The organism is Nocardia spumae (assembly GCF_020733635.1).
GTDB classification, from domain to species: domain Bacteria; phylum Actinomycetota; class Actinomycetes; order Mycobacteriales; family Mycobacteriaceae; genus Nocardia; species Nocardia spumae.
Genome location: NZ_JAJFZL010000001.1, coordinates 6,016,037 through 6,034,295, shown reverse-complemented (window position 1 = coordinate 6,034,295; position 18,259 = coordinate 6,016,037). Strand labels below are relative to the sequence as shown.

The 18,259-nt window shown below is 68.9% G+C and carries 19 protein-coding genes, 1 pseudogene and 1 riboswitch; of the genes and pseudogenes, 12 read left to right on the top strand and 8 right to left on the bottom strand.

What is annotated here, in order from left to right; all coding sequences use genetic code 11:
* The first annotated feature begins 53 nt into the window (after positions 1 to 53).
* Positions 54 to 722 (top strand): response regulator, encoded by a 669-nt coding sequence (locus LKD76_RS26935; protein ID WP_227985418.1) that lies wholly within the window; start codon positions 54 to 56, stop codon positions 720 to 722.
* Between the two features lie 25 nt (positions 723 to 747).
* Here LKD76_RS26935 and LKD76_RS26930 read toward each other — a convergent pair whose 3' ends face one another.
* From LKD76_RS26930 to LKD76_RS26920, 3 genes are all read right to left on the bottom strand, one after another.
* Entirely contained in the window at positions 748 to 1,893 is a 1,146-nt protein-coding gene (locus tag LKD76_RS26930) for a serine/threonine-protein kinase (protein WP_227984207.1), read from the bottom strand.
* 75 nt (positions 1,894 to 1,968) lie between these two features.
* Positions 1,969 to 2,448, bottom strand: a complete 480-nt coding sequence (locus LKD76_RS26925; RefSeq protein ID WP_227984206.1) for a MerR family transcriptional regulator — start codon at positions 2,446 to 2,448, stop codon at positions 1,969 to 1,971.
* Between the two features lie 9 nt (positions 2,449 to 2,457).
* On the bottom strand, positions 2,458 to 3,327 hold the full coding sequence (locus LKD76_RS26920) for an SDR family NAD(P)-dependent oxidoreductase (protein ID WP_227984205.1): 870 nt from the start codon (positions 3,325 to 3,327) through the stop codon (positions 2,458 to 2,460).
* A gap of 228 nt (positions 3,328 to 3,555) precedes the next feature.
* On the opposite strand from LKD76_RS26920, the gene imuA' reads away from it, so the two are divergent.
* Both imuA' and LKD76_RS26910 read left to right on the top strand, forming a co-directional pair.
* The gene (gene imuA', locus LKD76_RS26915; protein WP_227985417.1) at positions 3,556 to 4,308 is read left to right on the top strand and encodes a DnaE2-dependent mutagenesis accessory factor ImuA'; all 753 of its coding nucleotides are present in this window, start codon (positions 3,556 to 3,558) and stop codon (positions 4,306 to 4,308) included.
* A gap of 30 nt (positions 4,309 to 4,338) precedes the next feature.
* Entirely contained in the window at positions 4,339 to 5,943 is a 1,605-nt protein-coding gene (locus LKD76_RS26910) for a DNA polymerase Y family protein (protein WP_227984204.1), read from the top strand.
* A 9-nt stretch (positions 5,944 to 5,952) separates the two neighbouring features.
* On the opposite strand, the gene LKD76_RS26905 is transcribed toward LKD76_RS26910, so the two are convergent.
* On the bottom strand, positions 5,953 to 6,144 hold the full coding sequence (locus LKD76_RS26905) for a DUF5808 domain-containing protein (protein ID WP_227984203.1): 192 nt from the start codon (positions 6,142 to 6,144) through the stop codon (positions 5,953 to 5,955).
* 83 nt (positions 6,145 to 6,227) lie between these two features.
* Here LKD76_RS26905 and LKD76_RS26900 point away from each other — a divergent pair, with 83 nt between their 5' ends.
* Both LKD76_RS26900 and LKD76_RS26895 read left to right on the top strand, forming a co-directional pair.
* On the top strand, positions 6,228 to 7,052 hold the full coding sequence (locus tag LKD76_RS26900; RefSeq protein ID WP_227984202.1) for an alpha/beta fold hydrolase: 825 nt from the start codon (positions 6,228 to 6,230) through the stop codon (positions 7,050 to 7,052).
* On the top strand, positions 7,049 to 7,963 hold the full coding sequence (locus LKD76_RS26895) for a ferredoxin family protein (protein ID WP_227984201.1): 915 nt from the start codon (positions 7,049 to 7,051) through the stop codon (positions 7,961 to 7,963). The genes LKD76_RS26900 and LKD76_RS26895 overlap by 4 nt, the downstream gene beginning before the upstream one ends.
* 9 nt (positions 7,964 to 7,972) lie before the next feature.
* On the opposite strand, the gene LKD76_RS26890 is transcribed toward LKD76_RS26895, so the two are convergent.
* The gene (locus tag LKD76_RS26890) at positions 7,973 to 8,956 is read right to left on the bottom strand and encodes an SDR family NAD(P)-dependent oxidoreductase (RefSeq protein ID WP_227984200.1); all 984 of its coding nucleotides are present in this window, start codon (positions 8,954 to 8,956) and stop codon (positions 7,973 to 7,975) included.
* Between the two features lie 201 nt (positions 8,957 to 9,157).
* Here LKD76_RS26890 and LKD76_RS26885 point away from each other — a divergent pair, with 201 nt between their 5' ends.
* A complete protein-coding gene (locus LKD76_RS26885; protein ID WP_227984199.1) occupies positions 9,158 to 9,349 on the top strand; it encodes a hypothetical protein in 192 nt (63 codons plus the stop codon).
* A 6-nt stretch (positions 9,350 to 9,355) separates the two neighbouring features.
* Here LKD76_RS26885 and LKD76_RS26880 read toward each other — a convergent pair.
* A pseudogene (locus tag LKD76_RS26880) lies at positions 9,356 to 9,612 on the bottom strand (MFS transporter); the annotation flags it as partial.
* A 266-nt stretch (positions 9,613 to 9,878) separates the two neighbouring features.
* On the opposite strand from LKD76_RS26880, the gene LKD76_RS26875 reads away from it, so the two are divergent.
* From LKD76_RS26875 to LKD76_RS26860, 4 genes are all read left to right on the top strand, one after another.
* Positions 9,879 to 10,244 carry an effector-associated constant component EACC1 gene (locus LKD76_RS26875; protein ID WP_227984198.1) on the top strand — a complete coding sequence of 122 codons (366 nt, stop codon included), beginning with the start codon at positions 9,879 to 9,881 and terminating at the stop codon, positions 10,242 to 10,244.
* A gap of 149 nt (positions 10,245 to 10,393) precedes the next feature.
* Positions 10,394 to 13,738 (top strand): error-prone DNA polymerase, encoded by a 3,345-nt coding sequence (locus LKD76_RS26870; protein WP_227984197.1) that lies wholly within the window; start codon positions 10,394 to 10,396, stop codon positions 13,736 to 13,738.
* A gap of 145 nt (positions 13,739 to 13,883) precedes the next feature.
* The gene (locus tag LKD76_RS26865) at positions 13,884 to 14,546 is read left to right on the top strand and encodes a hypothetical protein (protein WP_227984196.1); all 663 of its coding nucleotides are present in this window, start codon (positions 13,884 to 13,886) and stop codon (positions 14,544 to 14,546) included.
* A 39-nt stretch (positions 14,547 to 14,585) separates the two neighbouring features.
* Positions 14,586 to 14,816 carry a DUF167 domain-containing protein gene (locus LKD76_RS26860; protein ID WP_227984195.1) on the top strand — a complete coding sequence of 77 codons (231 nt, stop codon included), beginning with the start codon at positions 14,586 to 14,588 and terminating at the stop codon, positions 14,814 to 14,816.
* Between the two features lie 28 nt (positions 14,817 to 14,844).
* On the opposite strand, the gene LKD76_RS26855 is transcribed toward LKD76_RS26860, so the two are convergent.
* Positions 14,845 to 15,309 (bottom strand): tRNA (cytidine(34)-2'-O)-methyltransferase, encoded by a 465-nt coding sequence (locus LKD76_RS26855; RefSeq protein ID WP_227984194.1) that lies wholly within the window; start codon positions 15,307 to 15,309, stop codon positions 14,845 to 14,847.
* A gap of 308 nt (positions 15,310 to 15,617) precedes the next feature.
* Here LKD76_RS26855 and LKD76_RS26850 point away from each other — a divergent pair, with 308 nt between their 5' ends.
* A complete protein-coding gene (locus tag LKD76_RS26850; RefSeq protein WP_227984193.1) occupies positions 15,618 to 16,130 on the top strand; it encodes a GNAT family N-acetyltransferase in 513 nt (170 codons plus the stop codon).
* Between the two features lie 172 nt (positions 16,131 to 16,302).
* The gene (locus LKD76_RS26845) at positions 16,303 to 16,548 is read left to right on the top strand and encodes a DUF3017 domain-containing protein (RefSeq protein WP_227985416.1); all 246 of its coding nucleotides are present in this window, start codon (positions 16,303 to 16,305) and stop codon (positions 16,546 to 16,548) included.
* Positions 16,549 to 16,625: 77 nt separating this feature from the next.
* Here the strand turns inward: LKD76_RS26845 and metX are convergent, their stop codons facing one another.
* Positions 16,626 to 17,789, bottom strand: a complete 1,164-nt coding sequence (metX, locus tag LKD76_RS26840) for a homoserine O-acetyltransferase MetX (protein ID WP_227984192.1) — start codon at positions 17,787 to 17,789, stop codon at positions 16,626 to 16,628.
* Positions 17,790 to 17,939: 150 nt separating this feature from the next.
* Positions 17,940 to 18,051, bottom strand: a riboswitch (SAM riboswitch).
* Positions 18,052 to 18,259 lie beyond the last annotated feature (208 nt).

Sequence of the window (18,259 nt, the reverse complement as noted above, 5' to 3'; positions counted from 1 at the left end):
TGGTGCTGCCGCGCCCGGTTGCGGGTCGGCTCGAGGTGAGGAGAACTGTGACGATCCGGGTTTTTCTGGTCGACGACCACGCCGTATTCCGGTCCGGGGTACGGGCCGAGTTGAGCCGTGAAGCCGATATGGATGTGATCGGGGAGGCGGGTACCGTCGCCGAGGCTGTGGCCGGGATCGATTCCGCCCGTCCCGATGTGGTGCTGCTGGACGTGCACATGCCCGACGGCGGTGGTGTCGCGGTGCTGCAGGGCATCGAGGACCGGCGGGGTGCTCCGGGGGCGCCGGGCGGTAACGGGCCGGTGTGTCTGGCGCTGAGCGTTTCCGATGCGGCCGAGGATGTGATCGCGGTGATTCGCGCGGGTGCGCGCGGCTACGTCACCAAGACCATCTCCGGTTCCGAACTGGCCGAGGGGATTCGACGGGTTGCCGGTGGGGATGCGGTGTTCAGTCCGCGGCTGGCGGGATTCGTCCTGGATTCGTTCACCGGCCGGTCTCCGGCGCCGGAGCCACCGCTCGATCCGGAACTGGATTCGCTGACCCCGCGCGAACTCGAGGTGCTGCGCCTGCTGGCCCGCGGCTACACCTATCGCGAAATCGCCGAGAGCTTGTTCATTTCGGTGAAAACCGTCGAGACACATGCCTCGAACGTGCTGCGCAAGACACAGCAGTCCAATCGCAACGCGCTGACCCGGTGGGCCCACCGCCGCCGCATCGACTGACGTCGCGGGTATTGCGCCCGGCGACTCACATCGCGGCGACCAGGATGACGATCAGGATGAGCAGTCCGATCAGCAGTCCGACCGCGATCGCCAGCGGCGCCGCATTCGGGCCGAATGTGGTGAAGTCGATGTCGACCAGCTTCGACTTCCCCAGTCTCGGTTGTGCCGCAGCGGCATTGGGCGCGGCGACTCGCTGTGGCCGCGGCAGCGGCGCGGAATGCGGACTGCGCAATCCGGCGGCGGAGTTGCGGGCCGCCCAGGCCGGGATGGTGCCGTCCTCGGTGCGGATCGGAGCGCCGAGAATATAGGGCCCGGTGCCGGGACCGAATGCGGCGGTGAGGATTTCCTCACGCGCCTCGGCCATGGTGGGGCGTCGTTGCGGCGCCGGTTCCATCATATGCAGCAGCACCTCGGTGAGCGGCCCGCTGCGGGTGGGCGGGATGATCTGTGCCATCGCCGCGCGGGTCACGATCACATCGTTGTCGTCGTCGAATCCGTACGGCGGCTGTCCCTCGATCGCGGTGTACAGCGTTGCGCCGAGCGAGAATACGTCACTGGCCGGACCGGGCTGGGCCCCGCGCGCCACCTCCGGCGGCAGATACGAAGGGGTGCCGGTGATCACGTCCTCGGGTTCGTCGAATGCCTCACCGGCGCTCGAGATGCCGAAGTCGCTGAGTTTGGCCATCCCCACCTCGGCGCCGCGATCGGCGACGAGGATATTGCCCGGTTTGATATCGCGGTGCACGATGCCGGCGGCATGGGCGGTCGCCAGCGCGTCGGCCACCTGCGCGCCGATCTGGGCGACCTCGACGGGGGAGAGGGTGTCGGCCAGCGCCAGCGCCTTGGCGACGCTGCGCGAGGGCAGGTACTCCATGACCAGCCACGGCTCACCGGCCTCGAGCACCACGTCGTAGACGGCGATGGCGTGCTCGTGCGAGAGCTTGGCCGCGACCCGGCCCTCGTGCACGATCCGATTGCGTACCTCGGTCGCCTCGGCCTCACTGAGCCCGGCGGTGGTGAGCACCTGTTTGATGGCGACCTCGCGGTTGAGCAGCCGGTCGGTGGCCAGCCATACCGCGCCCATACCGCCGCCTCCGAGTTTGGACTGCAGGCGGTAACGGCCGGCGACGAGGTAGTCGGGGCCGACGATGGGGCGGGCGCGTTCGGTCACGGCGCGAGGATAGCCGAAAACCAGGACGACCGGCCTGCTTCGGGCTGCGGTTGGCCACCGTCACAGCCGGCCGGGTCAGTCACCGGTGTGCCCGCCGTAGGTGGCGATCTTGTATTCGGTGGCCGCCAAAGACAGTGTGAGCTCCCTGATTTGGCGTTTGATCGTCTCCCGATGTTCCAGCAGCATGTCGAGCCGGTCGTCGACGGTGTGCGCACCGGCGTCGACCAGCTCGACATAGCGTTGCAGGTCCGTGATCGGCATTCCGCTCAGGCGCATCCGAGTCAGGAAGACCAATCGCCGCACGGCTTCGGTGGAGTAGATCCGGCGATCGCTCGCGTCGCGATCGACCGCGACCAGGCCCAGCTTCTCGTAATAACGCAGCGTGGCCGGTGAGACGCCGAGAAATTCGGCCACTTCGGCAATCGGGCGCGGGGCCGTGTGGTCGGCCTCGTCGGGGTCGGCGACCAGGAGATGCAGCGCATCGACGGTGGAGCCGGCCCCGGCCTCTACCGATCGCAGGGCGCGGTCCATGAGGCGTTCGGTGGTTGTCGCCATCCGACCAGGCTAGACGCTGCGGACCGTGGGGACCGCGTCGGGGAAATCCGCCCGGCGCGCGAGCTCGGCGAAACGTTCGGCGTAGGCGATACCGCGTTCGTGCGCGGCCCGGATGGTCGCGACGGCCTCCGCGCCCAGCGGCAGCCGCAGCGGCAGCTCGGCGCCGTCGGCGAGGCCGTCGGTGACCACATCGGTGATGATCTGCGCCGCGCGCGCCGGATCGCCCTCCTGGTGACCGTCGGACGTGGTCATATCCCGGCGCACCGCGGCCAGGGACCCGTGATATTCCGGTGCCGGATCGGCAAGGCGCAGTGAATCGGCGTTGAAGGCGGTGCGAAAACGGCTGGGCTGCACCAGCATCACGCGGATACCGAAGGGCGCCACCTCGCCGGCCAGAGCCTCGGACCAGCCCTCGAGGGCGAATTTCGTTGCGCAGTAGGCGCCGACGCCCGGAAATGCTCGCACGCCGCCCTGGCTGCTCATGTTGACGACCGCGCCGCGTCCGGCCGCGCGCATGGTGGGCAGAACGGCTTTGGTCAGTGCCACCGCGCCGAAGAAGTTGAGGTCGAACAGATCTCGCAGTTCCGCCTCGGGCAGTTCCTCGGTGGCGCCCACCACTCCGACGCCCGCATTGTTGACCAGCACATCGATCGATCCGGCGCGGTCGAGGGCCGCGGCGACGACGCGATCCGCGGCCTCGGTGTGGCGGGCGTCGTGCGGGAGCACGATGAGTCGGCGTCCGGCGCCGGGAATCAGATCGTCGAGCGAATCGGGCCGGCGCACCAGCGCCACGACCGTTTCGCCGGCGCCGAGGAGGTGTTCGGTCAGTGCCCGCCCGAGTCCGCGGGACGCTCCGGTGATCATCCATGTCATAGCCATGGCGCCGACGTTAGAAGTTGAAGCGCGCTTGAACGCAAGCCCCGGGCCGGGCACATCCGCGCGGTGACGGAACAGTCGCACTGGGGCTGATGTGGCGGGTGGGCCGGAGCGGCTTGACGGAGACCGGTCGGAAGGTTCTACTTTGGGTCGTATCGAACGTATATTCGATTAAGATCGATAGCTGGAACGGTGCTGAAGGTTCGCGGACGGAGATGGGTGGTCGGCGAGATGGGTTCGGCGGCAGATACGCGGGCCGTGCAGCTGGCGGAGCTGCGGCGGCGGATTGCCGCGATTCCGGCTCGCGGGGTCGAGGTCGTGGAACGTCCGCCCGTGGTCGCCGAACCGCGAGCGGAGCTGCTTCCCGTACCGCCCGCTCTGGCCGGCATCCTGCCCGATGGCGGGGTGCCGAAGGGGTCTGTGGTGGCGTACTCGGGCGCGGGTTCGCTCCTGACCGGACTGCTGGCCGCGGTGACCGGCGGTGGTGGTTACGCCGCGGCGATCGGACTGCCTCGGCTCGGATTGCTGGCCGCCGCGGAGATGGGCGCCGATCTGGGGCGGCTGGCCGTGGTGACCGATCCGGGACCGGATCCGGTGGAGGTCGCCGCGGTGTTGCTGGATGGTTTGGATCTGGTGGTGGTCGGCCTGGCAGGTATTTCCGTGCCGCCCAGCCGGACTCGGATCCTCGCCGCCCGCGCCCGCAGTAAAGGGTCCACCCTGGTGGTGACCGACGGGAAGTGGAGCGGTCCGACATTGCGGATCGACAGCAAGGTCACGGGTTATTCGGGGCTGGGCCGGGGGCGCGGCCGCCTGTGTTCGGTACATCTGGATGTGCGCGTCCACGCGCGCTCGGCACAGGTGCGCACCGGCCGCCTGGATCTGTGCCCGCACAACGGGCGCGTCGAATGGGTCGCACCGGAAACGGATTCGCGGCAGGTGGCGGTCGCGCCGGCGGTGGGGATCGGCCGCGATGTCGCGTCCTGAGCACGGTGCCGGTGTCCGGATGGTGCCGCGATGAAGCGGCCCGGATTCCGGGTGCTGGCGGTGTGGTGCCCGGATTGGCCGGCCGTCGCCGCGGCGGCCGTGGCCGATCTCTCACCGCTGCGCCCGGTGGTGGTGCTGCACGCGAATCGGGTGGTGGCCTGTTCGGCGGTGGCTCGCGAAGCCGGGGTCCGGCGTGGGCTGACCAGGCGCGAAGCGCAGGCGCGATGCCCGGATCTGCATGTGGCGCAGTCGGATCCGGACCGGGATGCGCGCTTGTTCGAGCCGGTGGCGACGGCGGTGGACGCGACGGTGCCGGGGGTGGAGGTATTACGCCCGGGGCTGCTGGTACTCGGCGCGCGCGGCGCCGCCCGATATTTCGGTTCCGAGGAACAGGCCGCGGAACATCTGGTCGACGCGGTCGCCGCGACCGGTGTGGAGTGCCGGATCGGCATCGCCGACGAACTGTCGGCCGCGGTGATCGCGGCCCGCCACGCGCAGATCGTCGAACCCGGTACGGCCGCGAAGTTCCTGGCGCCGCTTCCGGTGGGCGAATTGGCGGTCGAGCCGAGCTTGGCGCCGCCGGAACGCGCCGAGTTGGTGGATCTCCTGCATCGCTTGGGTTTACGCAGGATCGGTGACTTCGCCGCTCTCACCCCCGCCGAGGTCGCCTCCAGATTCGGCGCCGATGCGATCCGCGCGCACCGCTGCGCCCGTGCCGAACCGGAACGCCCGCCGTCGGCGGCCCCGCCCGCCGCGGATCTGGTGGTGGAGTACCGCTGTGATCCGCCGATCGAGCGGGTCGATGCCGCCGCCTTCGCCGGGCGTATGCTCGCCACCCGGCTGCACGAACGTCTGGCGGCGGCATCGGTGGCCTGTACCCGGCTCGCGGTGCACGCCGAAACCGCGGCCGGGGAACAACTGTCGAGAATCTGGCGCTGTGCGCAACCGCTGACCCCGGAGACCACCGCGGATCGAGTGCGCTGGCAGCTCGACGGATGGTTGACCCATCGTGCCGTGCGAAGCGGAAAGCGCGGGCGGACAGGCGCTTCCGAGGCGCCGCCGTCGGCGCCGATCACGCTGCTGCGCTTGGAACCGGTCGAGGTGGTGACGGCCGGTGCGCTGCAATTGGGCCTCTGGGGCGGAGTCGGTGAGGAGGAACAGCGGGCCCGGCGCGCCCTGGTCCGGGTGCAGGGTCTGCTGGGTGGTGAGGCGGTGCGGATCGGTGTTCTCAGTGGTGGCCGTGGCCCCGCCGAACGCGTCACCCTCGTCACCTTCGGCGAGGAGGCGGTGCCCGCCGCCGATCCCGCCCGGCCCTGGCCCGGCCACCTGCCGCAACCGGCCCCCGCGGTACTGCTGCTCAACCGGCCCGAGGTCCGGCTGGAATCAGCCGACGGCCTTCCGATCTGGCTCACCGAACGGGGTATGTTCACCGCCGATCCGGACGTCCTGCACTGGGGCAGCAGATCGTGGCGGATCGCCGGCTGGGCGGGTCCGTGGCTGCTGGACGAACGATGGTGGGCCACCGGCGATTCCGGTGGTGCGGTCCGCGCGCAGATCCTTCTCGACGCCGAGGAGCGCGCGCTACTGCTGATCGGTTACGAGCGCGCCTGGCATGTGGAGGGTCTCTACGAATGACGGCCCGGCTCAGCGCCGGTGCAGCAGCCGGTAGAGATTCAGGTCGTAGCCCCAGCCGAACGATTTCGGGGTGAAGATCCGCGGATCGTCCGGATTCCACAGCCGGGCGCGGATGCGAGCGAAGGTGGGCCGGCGCCAGTCGTAGGGCATACCCAGGGCCTTGCCCTGAGGTGCGGGTACGCGATCGTCGGGCTCGGTCATGGCGGAGGGTCCCTTCGGTCCAGGCGGTATCCGGTTGTGCTCCTCCGACGATACGGACTCCGCCCGGGTGGGGCTCCCGCACTATGGAACGCCCCACAACCTGCGGCGACGCCACCGGCGGCGACGTATCCTGGCTGATCGTGGAGTCGAATGTCATCCGGGTGCCCCTGGCGGGTGTGCAGATCGCCTACCGCGATTCGGGTATCGCGCCGGTATCGCATCCGTTCTCGGAGGTGCCGGTGCTGCTGGTGCACGGGATGGGTGGCGACGGACACACCTGGGATCGGTTCGCCACCGCGCTGATCCGGTCGGGCCGGCGGGTGATCATCCCCGACCTGCGCGGCCACGGCCGCAGCGGGCGCACCGCCACCTATCCGTTCGACGATTTCGGCGCGGATCTGCTGCGCCTGTGTGAGCGGCTGGAACTGAGCACCGTGGATCTGGTCGGTCATTCGCTGGGCGGCTACGCCTGCTCGTGGGCGGCGATCGAGCGGCCGGAGCTGGTGCGCAAGCTGGTGCTCGAGGAGCAGCCGCTGCCCCTGCGTTCCGGCGACGAGCAATTCAACCCGACCCGGCGGCTGCCGTCCGTTCCGGAACTGTGGCATGCCACCACCAGTGTGATCCGGCACCCCCGCGCGGTCCTGGCCTTCGACCGGTCCATGACCGCACCGGCGCTGGAGCAGTTTCGCAAACCCCATCCGGAGTGGTGGGAGGGATTGACGGGAATCACCGCACCCACCCTGATGTTGCGCGGTGGTCCGGGCGGCATGGTCGATCCGGAGAAGCTGGAGATGTTCCGCGCCCGGGTGCCGGACTGCCGGGTCCAGAGCTTCAGCTGCGGGCACAGCATCCACCGCGACCGGTACCGGGAGTTCGCGGCCGTGGTGCTGCCGTTCCTGGGGCAGTGAGCGACTTCACCGGCCTGCCGTGCTCGACGGCCGCGGCCGATATTCCGTTGCCGGGCAGTGCGACCAGGGTGAGCGGCTGGTTGTGCGTCGAACAGCCCGGGGCCTGGGGGCGCGATGTGATCGGCGATGCGGTGCTCGGCGAGGAGCTCACCGCCGAACTGTCCGCGCGCACCGCGGCCGCCCGGGTGCGGCCCACCTTGATCCGGCGACCCGGACGCGGCGAATTCACCGGTGTGCGAACGGTTCTGCTCGTCTCCACCCGGCCGGACGGCTCCTGGTGTGAACGGTTGTCGATCACGGATCCGAAGCAGCTGCTCGATATCGATCTGCACCTGCTGAACGGTCCGGCGCCGGGAATCGGTGCGGCCGTGCGGGGTCCGCTGACCCTGGTGTGCGCGCACGGAAAACGCGACCAGTGCTGTGCCCGGCTCGGCCGCCCGATCGCCGCCCGGCTGGCGGCGGAGTATCCGGAGCTGGTCTGGGAGTGTTCACATACCGGTGGTCATCGCTTCGCGCCCGCGATGGTGATCCTGCCGTCGGGTCTGACCTACGGCCGGGTCGACGGCGAATCGGCGATGCGGGCCGTGGATTCCGCGCTCCGGAATGCGGTGTCGCTGGACGGGTTCCGTGGCCGCAGCTGTAGTTCGCCGGTCGAGCAGGTGGCCGAGATCGCGGTGCGGCAACGGATTCCGGCCGATCTCGATCAGCTCACCGCCACCGAGGTCACCGATGTGATTCCGGGGCGGGATCCGGCCACCGCCGCCGGTGCCGCGCGGGTGACCCACAGCGACGGGCGTCGCTGGCTGGTCACCGCGCGGTCGATCGGCTACCCGCCGCGTCAGGCGAGCTGCGGGGCGGATCCGAAACCGGCGAAGGCGATCGTCGCGGACGAGGTTCGCGCGATCGAGTGACGCCGGGAGTCACCAGTAGGTGCCGGGAACCAGCCGGGCGGCGCGGCGCAGTGTCGACCGTGTGACGCGACCGGCGGTCGAGGGGGTGTGCTGCGGCTTCGGCCGCGGCGCCGGTACTTCCGGAGCGGACTCGTTGTCGGCCGGAGCTCGCTCACCCTTGGCGGCGGGGGAGTCCGGCAGCGCCCGGTAGTACCGGTGCATCACGCGATCCTTGATTCCGGGCGCGAACAGCGTTCCGTATTCGGCCAGGGTGCCCACCGGGACATCGATCCGCCGGGGCCGGTCGGTCAGTGCGCGCACGATGGTGGCCGCCGCCCACTCCGGGGATTCCGAGGGGCCCTGCTTACCGCTGGGCGTGATCATCGGCGTCCGCACCAGCGGCATGTGGATAGTGGTGAAAGTGATGTTGTCGGACAGCATTTCGGCCGCCGTGACCTCGGCGAACTTATCCAGTGCGGCCTTGCTGGCGAGATAGGCGGCGAATCGGGGGGTGGCGACCTGCACGCCCGCACTCGAAATGTTCACGATGTGACCGGATTTGCGCTCCCGCATCTGCGGCAGCAGGGCCAGGGTCATCCGCACCGCGCCGAAGTAGTTGACCGCCATGGTGCGTTCGAAATCGTGCAGCCGGTCGGTGGAACGGTGCACCGCGCGGCGGATGGACCGTCCGGCATTGTTGACCAGCATGTCGACATGGCCGTGGGTGTCGAGAATGGCCTTCACGGTGTGGTCGACCGAGTCGGAATCGGTGACATCGCACTGGTAGGCGTAGGCCTGTCCGCCCGCGGCGGTGATCTCCTCGACCACGGCGTTCAGTTCCTCACCGCGCCGGGCGAGCAGCAGCACCACCGCGCCCTTGGCGGCCACCGCGCCGGCCGCGGCCCGTCCGATTCCCGAGGAGGCGCCGGTGATGACGACATGTTTGCCGGCCAGATCCCGGCGGGCCCGCCGACGGGCCAGATAGCCGTGTTCGGCCGCGTGGTTATCCGACATCGCTGCTCCCTTGCAGGTTTATTTCCCCCGAACTTACTCCAAAGTAAGATAGCCTGCCAAGGGGCCGGACCACATTCGTACGACAGTCTGCCTACCTCTCGAGATGTAGGTAGCGCGCCCTGTTCATCCCACGGGCCGATAGCGGCCGCGGTGTTCGGCGGCCATGCTGAGCAGTGCCCGGATATTCACGAGCCGAAGGAGATGACGGTGGGTCTGTGGAAAACGCTGCGTCAGCGGTCGGCGGCCAAGGACGAGAAGGCGAGCGCCGAGGCGCGCGCGAAGGCGATCGCGGCCGGCGCCTCCGAACAAGAGGCCGCGGCCGCGGGGGAGGAAGCCGCGCGGCGGAGCCGTCGCCGTCGCCGCATCCTGCTGTCGGGCGCCGGACACGGCTGATCGGGCTCAGGCGGTGAGCCGGTCGTCCTCGCTGACGAACAGGGTCGCGATCACGCTGATCACCGCCGTCGCCACCAGATAGCCGCAGGCCAGCCATGGGGTTTACCGCCTGCCGCGATCAGTGCCGTGACGATCATCGGGGTGATGCCCGAGGCGTAGACGCCCGAGACCTGGTACACGAACGACAATCCGGTGTACCGGACCTCGGGCGGATACAGCCCGGCGTACAAGGTGCCCTGCGCGCCGTAGAACAGCGCATGAATCGGAGGTCAGCGGGCGAGCCAGCCGAGTTTCGTCGGCAATCAGACGATCCGGTCGGGGCGTATTCTGCGGAGTCTGGAGTTGCCTACGGATTTCATTGCCACATCGGACGATTGGGGCGTGGCGAAGCCATCTCCGGAGTTCTCGTGATGGTCTCGAGTTCCGTTTCCGCCGACCGGAGCCAGAGGGATTGTCGCGGAACGTCTTACGGATGATTCATCGGGCTCGACACGCTGCCGGGCCAGGGGTGCGCTGGCACGATGATCGGATGGACGACGATCCGATCCTGTACATGAGACTGACCGTGGACGAAGTTCCGCTGCTGATGAAATGGTTGCGCGCGGATCCCGAGTTGAGTGACCGACTGGTGCTGAAAGCGAAGGTCCGCCAATCCGGCGGGGTGGCCGATGCCACGGTGCAGCTGTTGTCCGTCGCCTTGGGCTCCGGCGGAATCGGCGTGGTTCTCGCTCGTTCGCTCTCGGCCTGGCTCGCCCAGCGGAGCTCCGACGTCAAGCTGACGATTTCGGATCCGAACGGCCGGCGGGTCGAACTGGACGCGCACCGCGTCCGCGATGCGCCGCAGCTACTCGACCAGGTCGCCCGGATGCTGGACCAACCCGAACGGGGTGTCTGACCGCGTTCTTCGCATTCTCGGCGGTCTGCGGGCCCGCCGGGGACGCAGGCCACCGTGACCGGTCCCACCGCCGGGTGTTCGACGGGAATGTCGGACACGGGCGCTACGATCGATGTCGAAAGTATGTTCGATTCGACGAAAGCGTGCGCATGGGCTGGGGCAACGGTCCGCCGACGTGGGCGGAGATGGAGCGGGTGCTCTCCGGTCTGCCCGGTCGCGGGTCCGGGCCGCCGGGCGACGGTGGTGACAGTCCGGCGTGGTCGCATACCCGGGGTGAATACCGGGCGGGGGCACGGCCGCCGCAGCCGGGCCCGGCGGTGCCGTACGCGGAACTGCACGCGCATTCGGCCTACAGCTTTCTCGACGGTGCCTGTCAGCCGGAGGAACTGGTGGAGGAGGCGGTGCGGCTGGGGCTGGAGGCGCTGGCGCTCACCGATCACAACGGCTTCTACGGGGTGGTGCGTTTCGCCGAGGCCGCCGCCGAATGGGGGATGCCGACGGTGTTCGGCGCGGAATTGTCGCTGGGCGAGCACCGCGACACAGCGGTCCCGGCACCGCTGTTCGGGTCGATGGCCGATTCGCAACCGCGCACCGGGGAAGCGGATCCGTCCGGACCGCATCTGCTGGTGCTGGCCCGGGGGCAGGAGGGCTATCGGCGGCTGTCGCGGGAGATGTCGGCCGCGCACATGGTGGCCGGTGAGAAGGGGATTCTGCGCTACGACCTGGATCGGTTGTCGGCCGCCGCGGAGGGGCATTGGCATATCCTCACCGGCTGTCGCAAAGGTCATGTGCGCCGCGCGCTCGAACAGGGCGATGCCGAGGCGGAGGCGGCGCTGCGCGATCTGATGGACCGATTCGGCCGCGATCGGGTGAGTGTCGAACTCACCCGGCACGGGGTGCCCACCGACGATGAACGCAATGCCCGGCTGATCGCCCTGGCCGAGCGCCTGCGGGTGCCGGTGATCGCCACGACCGCAGCGCATTTCGCCGCTCCCGCGCAGGGCCGCCGGGCGATGGCGCTGGCGGCGATCCGGGCGCGGCGCAGCCTGGACGAGATCGACGGCTGGCTGCCGCCCACCGGTGGTGCGCATCTGCGATCGGGCGCGGAGATGCTGCGGTTGTTCGACGACTGCCCGCAGGCGGTGACCGGTGCCGCGGAACTGGCCCGCGAATGTGCCTTCGATCTGCGGCTGATCGCCCCGGAGCTGCCGCCGTTCGAGGTGCCGGCCGGGCACGACGAGAATTCCTGGTTGCGCCGGCTCACCCTCGACGGCGCGCTCGAGCGCTACGGTCCACCGGAACGAAATCCCAAGGCGTACCGGCAACTCGAACACGAACTGCGGATCATCACCGATCTGAAGTTTCCCGGTTACTTCCTGGTCGTGCACGATATCGTCGCCTTCTGCAAGAGCCACGACATCCTGTGCCAAGGCCGGGGTTCGGCGGCCAACTCCGCGGTCTGCTACGCGATCGGCATCACCAATGTGGATCCGGTCGCCAACGATCTGCTGTTCGAACGGTTCCTGGCGCCCGAGCGCGACGGTCCGCCCGATATCGATATCGATATCGAATCCGATCGTCGCGAGGAGGCGATCCAGCACGTCTACACCAAATACGGGCGGGAGTACGCCGCCCAGGTGGCCAATGTGATCACCTATCGCGGTAAGTCCGCGGTGCGCGATGCCGCTCGGGCACTGGGCTTCTCACCCGGTCAGCAGGATGCCTTCGGTAAACAGGTGAGCCGGTGGACCGGGGTATCGAGTGAAACGCATACCGATATCCCGGAGCGCGTCCTGGAACTGGCCGGTGAGATCGAAGGTCTGCCGCGGCATCTGGGTATCCATTCCGGCGGCATGGTGATCTGCGATCGCCCGATCGCCGACGTCTGCCCGGTGGAGTGGGCGCGAATGCCGGGTCGCAGCGTACTGCAGTGGGACAAGGACGATTGCGCCGCAGCGGGTTTGGTGAAGTTCGATCTGCTCGGCCTGGGCATGCTGTCGGCCCTGCACTACATGATCGATCTGGTGCGCGAGCACGAAGGCGCCGATATCGAACTGCACGCCATCGATCTCACCGAATCCGCCGTCTACGAGATGCTGTCGCGGGCGGATTCGGTGGGCGTCTTCCAGGTGGAGTCACGGGCCCAGATGGCGACGCTGCCGCGCCTGCGCCCGCGCGCCTTCTACGATTTGGTCGTCGAGGTCGCGCTGATCCGCCCCGGGCCCATCCAAGGTGGTTCGGTCCATCCGTATATCCGTCGCCGCAACGGCCGGGAAGAGGTGACGATCGATCATCCGGCGCTGGAGAGTTCCCTGGCCCGGACGCTCGGAATTCCGCTGTTCCAAGAGCAACTCATGCAGATGGCGGTCGATATCGCCGGATTCACCGCCGCCGAGGCGGATCAGCTGCGCCGGGCGATGGGTTCGAAACGTTCGACGCAGCGTATGGAACGCTTACGGGAACGGTTCTATCAGGGCATGCGCGATCTGCACGGCATCACCGGTGAGCTGGCCGATCGCATCTACGAGAAGATCTACGCCTTCGCCAATTTCGGTTTCCCGGAAAGTCATTCGCAGAGTTTCGCCGCCCTGGTGTTCTATTCGGCCTGGTTCAAACTGCATCATCCCGCCGCCTTCTGCGCGGGGCTGCTGAACGCGCAGCCGATGGGGTTCTATTCACCGCAGTCGCTGGTGGCCGATGCGCGACGGCACGGGGTGGTGGTGCTCGGGCCCGATATCAATCACAGCCTCGCCGGGGCGACGCTGGAGCGGCACGGCACCCGGGTGCGGCTGGGCCTGTCCGCGGTCCGGCATATCGGTGACGAGGTGGCCGAGCGGATCGTCGCGGCACGGTCGTCCGGCCCCTACACCTCGTTTCTGGATCTGACCGGACGGGTCGAGATGTCGGTGTCGCAGGCCGAAGCGCTGGCCACCGCGGGTGCGCTCGGCAGTATCGGCGCCGAATCCGGCCGTGGACTCGGCCGGCGGCAGGCGCTGTGGGCCGCGGGGGCGGCCGCGGGCGAGCGATCCGACCGGTTACCGGGAACCGGTGCGAGCACCGACGCGCCGATGCTCCCCGGTATGAGCGAATTGGAAACGGCCGCAGCCGATGTGTGGGCGACCGGGGTATCACCCGGCAGCTATCCGACCGAATTCCTGCGCGCCCGCTGGGACGAACTCGGTGTGGTTCCGGCGAATCAGCTGCTCGCCGTGCCCGACGGCTCGAAGGTGCTGGTGGGCGGTGCGGTGACGCATCGGCAGCGACCGGCCACCGCCTCCGGGGTCACCTTCGTCAATCTGGAAGACGAGACCGGCATGGTGAACGTGGTGTGCTCGGTGGGGCTGTGGCGTCGCTATCGCCGCATCGCGCAGGGGGCGCCCGCTCTGCTGATCCGCGGCCGGGTACAGAACGCGGAGGGAGTGGTGAGCATTGTGGCCGAACATCTGCAGCGGATGGATCTGCGCATGCCGTCGAAGTCTCGGGATTTCCGTTGAGCGGGGTGCGTTCTCCGATACGGGGTGCGGCTGTGCGCTCGTGCGTGACAGCCGCCCGAGCGCTGGTTATGTTCGAAAAGAGTTCGGAAACAGGGATTTCCGGTCGTTCACATCGAGCGATCGCATTCGGACGAGGGGGGCGGATATGAACAGGGCATCCACTGCCGGCGCGGCGGCGGTGAGTATCGCGGCGGCTGCGGAAGATATGGGGCAGAAGCGGTTTCGTTCGCACGGCCCGGACGGCGCCGAACCGGTGATCCCGCCCCGCTCGGTGCTCGGCACCTGGCGCGCGGTCGATCATCCGGACGCGCCGATCGATCGGCGCATCGCCGACCTGGCGGCGGCCTCGGAGTGGGTGCGCGGCGTCTGCGGCCGGCTCGGTGGGCCCGGACCGCGAGGTATCGGCCACGAGCCGGGACCGGCCGTATCGACCGGCGACGAGCTGCGCGTCTGCCTGCGTGCCGCGGCGCTGTGCGATATCGCGGAGCGCACTCTGCGCGATCTGTACGGCACGGTTTCGGCATTGTCGGACCTGGTCGCCGATGCGGAGGCCGCGGGCTGCTCGGTCGCCGAGAATTGGACGGTCACCGGGGGTCGGGAAGGTGTCGCCGGGGAGTGGGCCGAACTCGTCGCCGAGGCCGTGGCCACCGTGCGGCATACCGATCAGCGGGGCCACGAGGCGATCCGGGCCGCGGCCGCCGCACTGCTGGAGGTGGCGAACGTATTCGAGCGTGCCGGATCCGGGGCGGATCGGCCGCCGGGTCCGGGGCCGGGGCATGGTCAGGGTCGCCGCTCGCGGAGGGCCTAGGCTGCCAAGGAGTCGATCGCCCACATCGAGGAGCAGCCCGTGCCGACTGTGGTCCGCGCGACCATCAAACCCGGTAGCCGCAAAGGCCCGCTCGTCGAAACCGGTGACGACGGCACCCTGCTCCTGTACGTGCGCGCACCCGCGGTGGAGGGCAAAGCCAACAAGGCCGCGATCGAACTGCTGGCACACCACTACGGTGTCCCCACATCGGCGGTGCGGCTCACGGCCGGAGCCACCTCCCGCTTCAAACGCTTCGAGATCGACAACTGAGCCGCGAACCACCCACGGGAGCGGGCGATTACACCGCTCCCGGGAACCCGAGCTGGCGCCATGCCTCGTATACGGCGACCGCCGCGGCGTTGGACAGGTTCATCGACCGGCGGCCGGGCAGCATGGGTATGCGCAATTGCTCGGTGATGTGCGTATCGGCCAGCACCTCATCCGGCAGTCCGGTCGGTTCCGGCCCGAACAGCAGCACGTCTCCGGGGCGGTAGGCGATATCGGTGTTGTGGGTGGTGGCGTGCGTGGTGAAGGCGAACACCCGCTCGGGTCGCAGCGATTCCCATGCGGCCGTGAGGTTTTCGTGCACGGTGACGACCGCCAGATCGTGATAGTCCAGTCCGGCGCGGCGCAGTTTCGGTTCCGACAGATCGAATCCGAGGGGCTCGATCAGATGTAGCTCGCATCCCGTACCGGCCGCCAGACGGATCGCATTACCCGTATTGGGTGGGATACGCGGTTCGAAGAACACCAGCTTGAGCACACCGAGACGGTACCCGTCCACCCGACGGGGCACGCGTCGGAGCCCGGCCTCTGCTACCGTGACCGGCGGCCGTTCGTGACGGCCGATCCGTTCCATCGATGCCGCGATCGCCCGCGGGGTCGACCAGTTCGCGGGAGGTGGGTTGATGACTGTGTGTGAGGCCGCCGTGCGCGCTGGTACCGAATACCGCCTCCGGGGCATCGGCTCCTTCCGCGCGTCGGCCTGATCTCGTCCACGGTTCCGCCGAGCGCTCGCTCGCGCAACCGCGTCGACTCATCACCCGATCTCTATGAAACGGATTCGTAGCATTGACTATTCGAACCTGGACCACGCGTGCCGAAACCGCCGCGGACATTCCCGTCGTCCACGCAATCAATACCGCCGCGTTCGACCGGCCCGACGAGGCCGATCTCGTCGAGGCACTACGCGGCGATCCGGCCTGGATCGACGGCCTGTCGATCGTGGCGGCCGGACCCGACGACACCGTCGTCGGCTACGCGCTGCTGACTCGCTGCCATATCGGCGACGTCCCGGCCCTGTGCCTGGGACCGTGCGCCGTACTGCCGCAGTACCAGCGCACCGGTGCCGGGGCGGCGTCCGTTCGCGCCGCATTGCGGGCTGCGGCCGACCACGGGGAGCATTTCGTCACTGTGCTCGGCCACCCCGAGTACTACCCGCGGTTCGGCTTCCGGCGGGCAAGCCGGTACGGCATCGATCTGAGCATCGATGTTCCCGATGACGCGCTGATGGCTCTCACGCTCGACGCGGGCCATCCGCTTCCGGCGGGCCGTATCCACTACGCCGCTCCGTTCGGCGTCTGATCCTCGCCCGGTCGCGGCGGCCGCATCCAGTGGCCGTCGCGACCGCGCCGCCCCCGCTCCCGGCGGCGGGACGACCGGACATGCGAGAATCGCAGCCGTGACCGATGCGCCCGCCACGCACCCGCAGCAGCACTCCAGCCCGGTGAACCGCTTCTTCCAGGTTCACCTGCCGATGCTGCTGGTCGTCGTGGTGTTGCTGGTCGCGGTGGTCTTCGTAGCGCAGGACCGCTGGCGCCGCGGCGCGTTCTTCATCGGCGGAGCGACACTACTGGCCGCGGCGTTCCGGTTGTGCCTGCCGCCGGCCCGGGTCGGGCTGCTGGCGGTGCGGAGCAGGCCGTTCGATATCGGCGCCTACACGGTGCTGGGTGGCGCGATCATCGTGCTGGCCGCCACCATCAGCAGCCTCGGCGTCGGCTGAGGGCATCGAGCCCGGCCCGGGCTGCGGGGATCGAGCCCGGCCCGGGCTGCGGGGATCGCGGTGACTGCCGGCGAGGATCAGGCGCGGGCGTTCCGGGCGGCGCGAGCCAATTCCATCGTCTGCTCCAGCAGTTTGCCGATCGCCTCGGTCTCGGTGAGGAAACCGTCGTGGCCGTCGCGTGAGTGCACGACTTCCAGCCCCTTGCAGCCGGGCAGCAGATCGGCCAGTTCCTGCTGGGTTCGCAACGGGTACAACCGATCCGAATCCACACCGCCGACCAGGCACGGGACCGGGGTGGCGGCCAGTGCGGCCTCGATACCGCCGCGACCGCGGCCGACGTCGTGGCGGTTCATCGCCTCCGACAGCAGTACGTAGGTGGCCGCGTCGAAACGGGCGACCAGCTTGTCGGCCTGATGGTCGAGATAGCTCTGCACCGCATACCGTCCGCCGTCCCGAGGGTCTTCGTCACCCTGCGCGGAGTTCGCGAACCGGTGATCGAGCTCGAATTCGGTGCGATAGGTCAGATGCGCGATCCGGCGTGCGATACCCAGGCCGGCGCGCGGGCTGCGGCCGGTGCCGTGGTAATCGCCGCCCTGCCAGTCCGGATCGGCCTTGATCGCGGCGATCTGCGTGGTCTGGGTGCCGATCTGATCGGCGGTCGCCCGGGCGCCGACGGCCAAGACCAGCGCGGCGTCGACGCGATCGGGAGAGCCGACCATCCACTCGAGCACCCGCATACCACCCATGGATCCGCCGACGACCGCGGCGATGCGGGGGATGCCCAGCAGCTCGAGCAGTGTCACCTCGACGGTGACCTGATCGCGGATCGAGATCTCCGGAAACCGAGCGCCCCAAGGCTTTCCGTCCGCGGCGAGGGAGCCGGGCCCGGTACTGCCCTGACAACCGCCCAGCACATTCGTGGCGATGACACACCAGTGGTCGGTGTCCAGTGCGGCGCCGGGGCCGACCAGTCCGTCCCACCATCCGGGCAGCGCGTGCCGATCGTCGGGGTTGCCGCAGACGTGGGAATCGCCGGTGAGTGCGTGTTCGACCAGCACCACGTTGTCCAGTCCGGGGGACAGCTCACCCCAGCGCTGCACCGCGAGCTCGACGCCGGGTATCACCGCGCCGTTCTCCAGCCGGACGTCGCCGATGCCGATGGTTCCCAGGCTGCCGTCCGGCGGCGGTAGCAGTGTCGTTGCGCCGGGCCGCGACGTGTTCGATTCGATACTCACGGTCACCGCGCCGTCACCGCGCAGAGCCGCGCCGCACGTTCGACACGAATACCTCGAGAACACACATCCCCGATGTTAGCGACACCCCCCGGGCGCGCCGCCGCCTCCACACCCTTGCCGTCGGGCACGGTGAATTCACTCACTTGTTGCTCCTGATCGTCGCGCTTGCCCTCGGCTTTCGAGAGCCCGGTCAATCACCCGGAGCACCCCACCGCAACTGGAGGGTTGCCGGCCAGCGAGCCGGGGCTTGGCGCTGGCACTCATGACCTGCTGTGGATGGTAACAATCGGTCCGGACGGGTGCGAGGGTTGGGCTCAGCCGATCGGGGTGGCGGCCGCCGCGGGAAATGTGGCCGATGTGACGTGCGTATCACTCAATGGGGCGGCCCCTGTTTCTGAGACACAGCGCACCAGTACGCTTGTCTTGTTTAGCACCAGGCGTCTCGTGGACAACGCGGGGCGTATACGTTGTCTGTT

Excerpts from the sequence above, each read along its gene's own strand:
- LKD76_RS26890 (WP_227984200.1), bottom strand. The coding sequence starts at position 8,956 with ATGTCGGATAACCACGCGGCCGAACACGGCTATCTGGCCCGTCGGCGG.
- LKD76_RS26885 (WP_227984199.1), top strand. The coding sequence starts at position 9,158 with ATGACGGTGGGTCTGTGGAAAACGCTGCGTCAGCGGTCGGCGGCCAAG.
- LKD76_RS26870 (WP_227984197.1), top strand. The coding sequence starts at position 10,394 with ATGGGCTGGGGCAACGGTCCGCCGACGTGGGCGGAGATGGAGCGGGTG.
- imuA' (WP_227985417.1), top strand. The coding sequence starts at position 3,556 with ATGGGTTCGGCGGCAGATACGCGGGCCGTGCAGCTGGCGGAGCTGCGG.
- LKD76_RS26865 (WP_227984196.1), top strand. The coding sequence starts at position 13,884 with ATGAACAGGGCATCCACTGCCGGCGCGGCGGCGGTGAGTATCGCGGCG.
- LKD76_RS26925 (WP_227984206.1), bottom strand. The coding sequence starts at position 2,448 with ATGGCGACAACCACCGAACGCCTCATGGACCGCGCCCTGCGATCGGTA.
- LKD76_RS26905 (WP_227984203.1), bottom strand. The coding sequence starts at position 6,144 with ATGACCGAGCCCGACGATCGCGTACCCGCACCTCAGGGCAAGGCCCTG.
- LKD76_RS26920 (WP_227984205.1), bottom strand. The coding sequence starts at position 3,327 with ATGGCTATGACATGGATGATCACCGGAGCGTCCCGCGGACTCGGGCGG.
- LKD76_RS26845 (WP_227985416.1), top strand. The coding sequence starts at position 16,303 with ATGCTGCTGGTCGTCGTGGTGTTGCTGGTCGCGGTGGTCTTCGTAGCG.
- LKD76_RS26910 (WP_227984204.1), top strand. The coding sequence starts at position 4,339 with ATGAAGCGGCCCGGATTCCGGGTGCTGGCGGTGTGGTGCCCGGATTGG.
- LKD76_RS26875 (WP_227984198.1), top strand. The coding sequence starts at position 9,879 with ATGGACGACGATCCGATCCTGTACATGAGACTGACCGTGGACGAAGTT.
- LKD76_RS26900 (WP_227984202.1), top strand. The coding sequence starts at position 6,228 with ATGGAACGCCCCACAACCTGCGGCGACGCCACCGGCGGCGACGTATCC.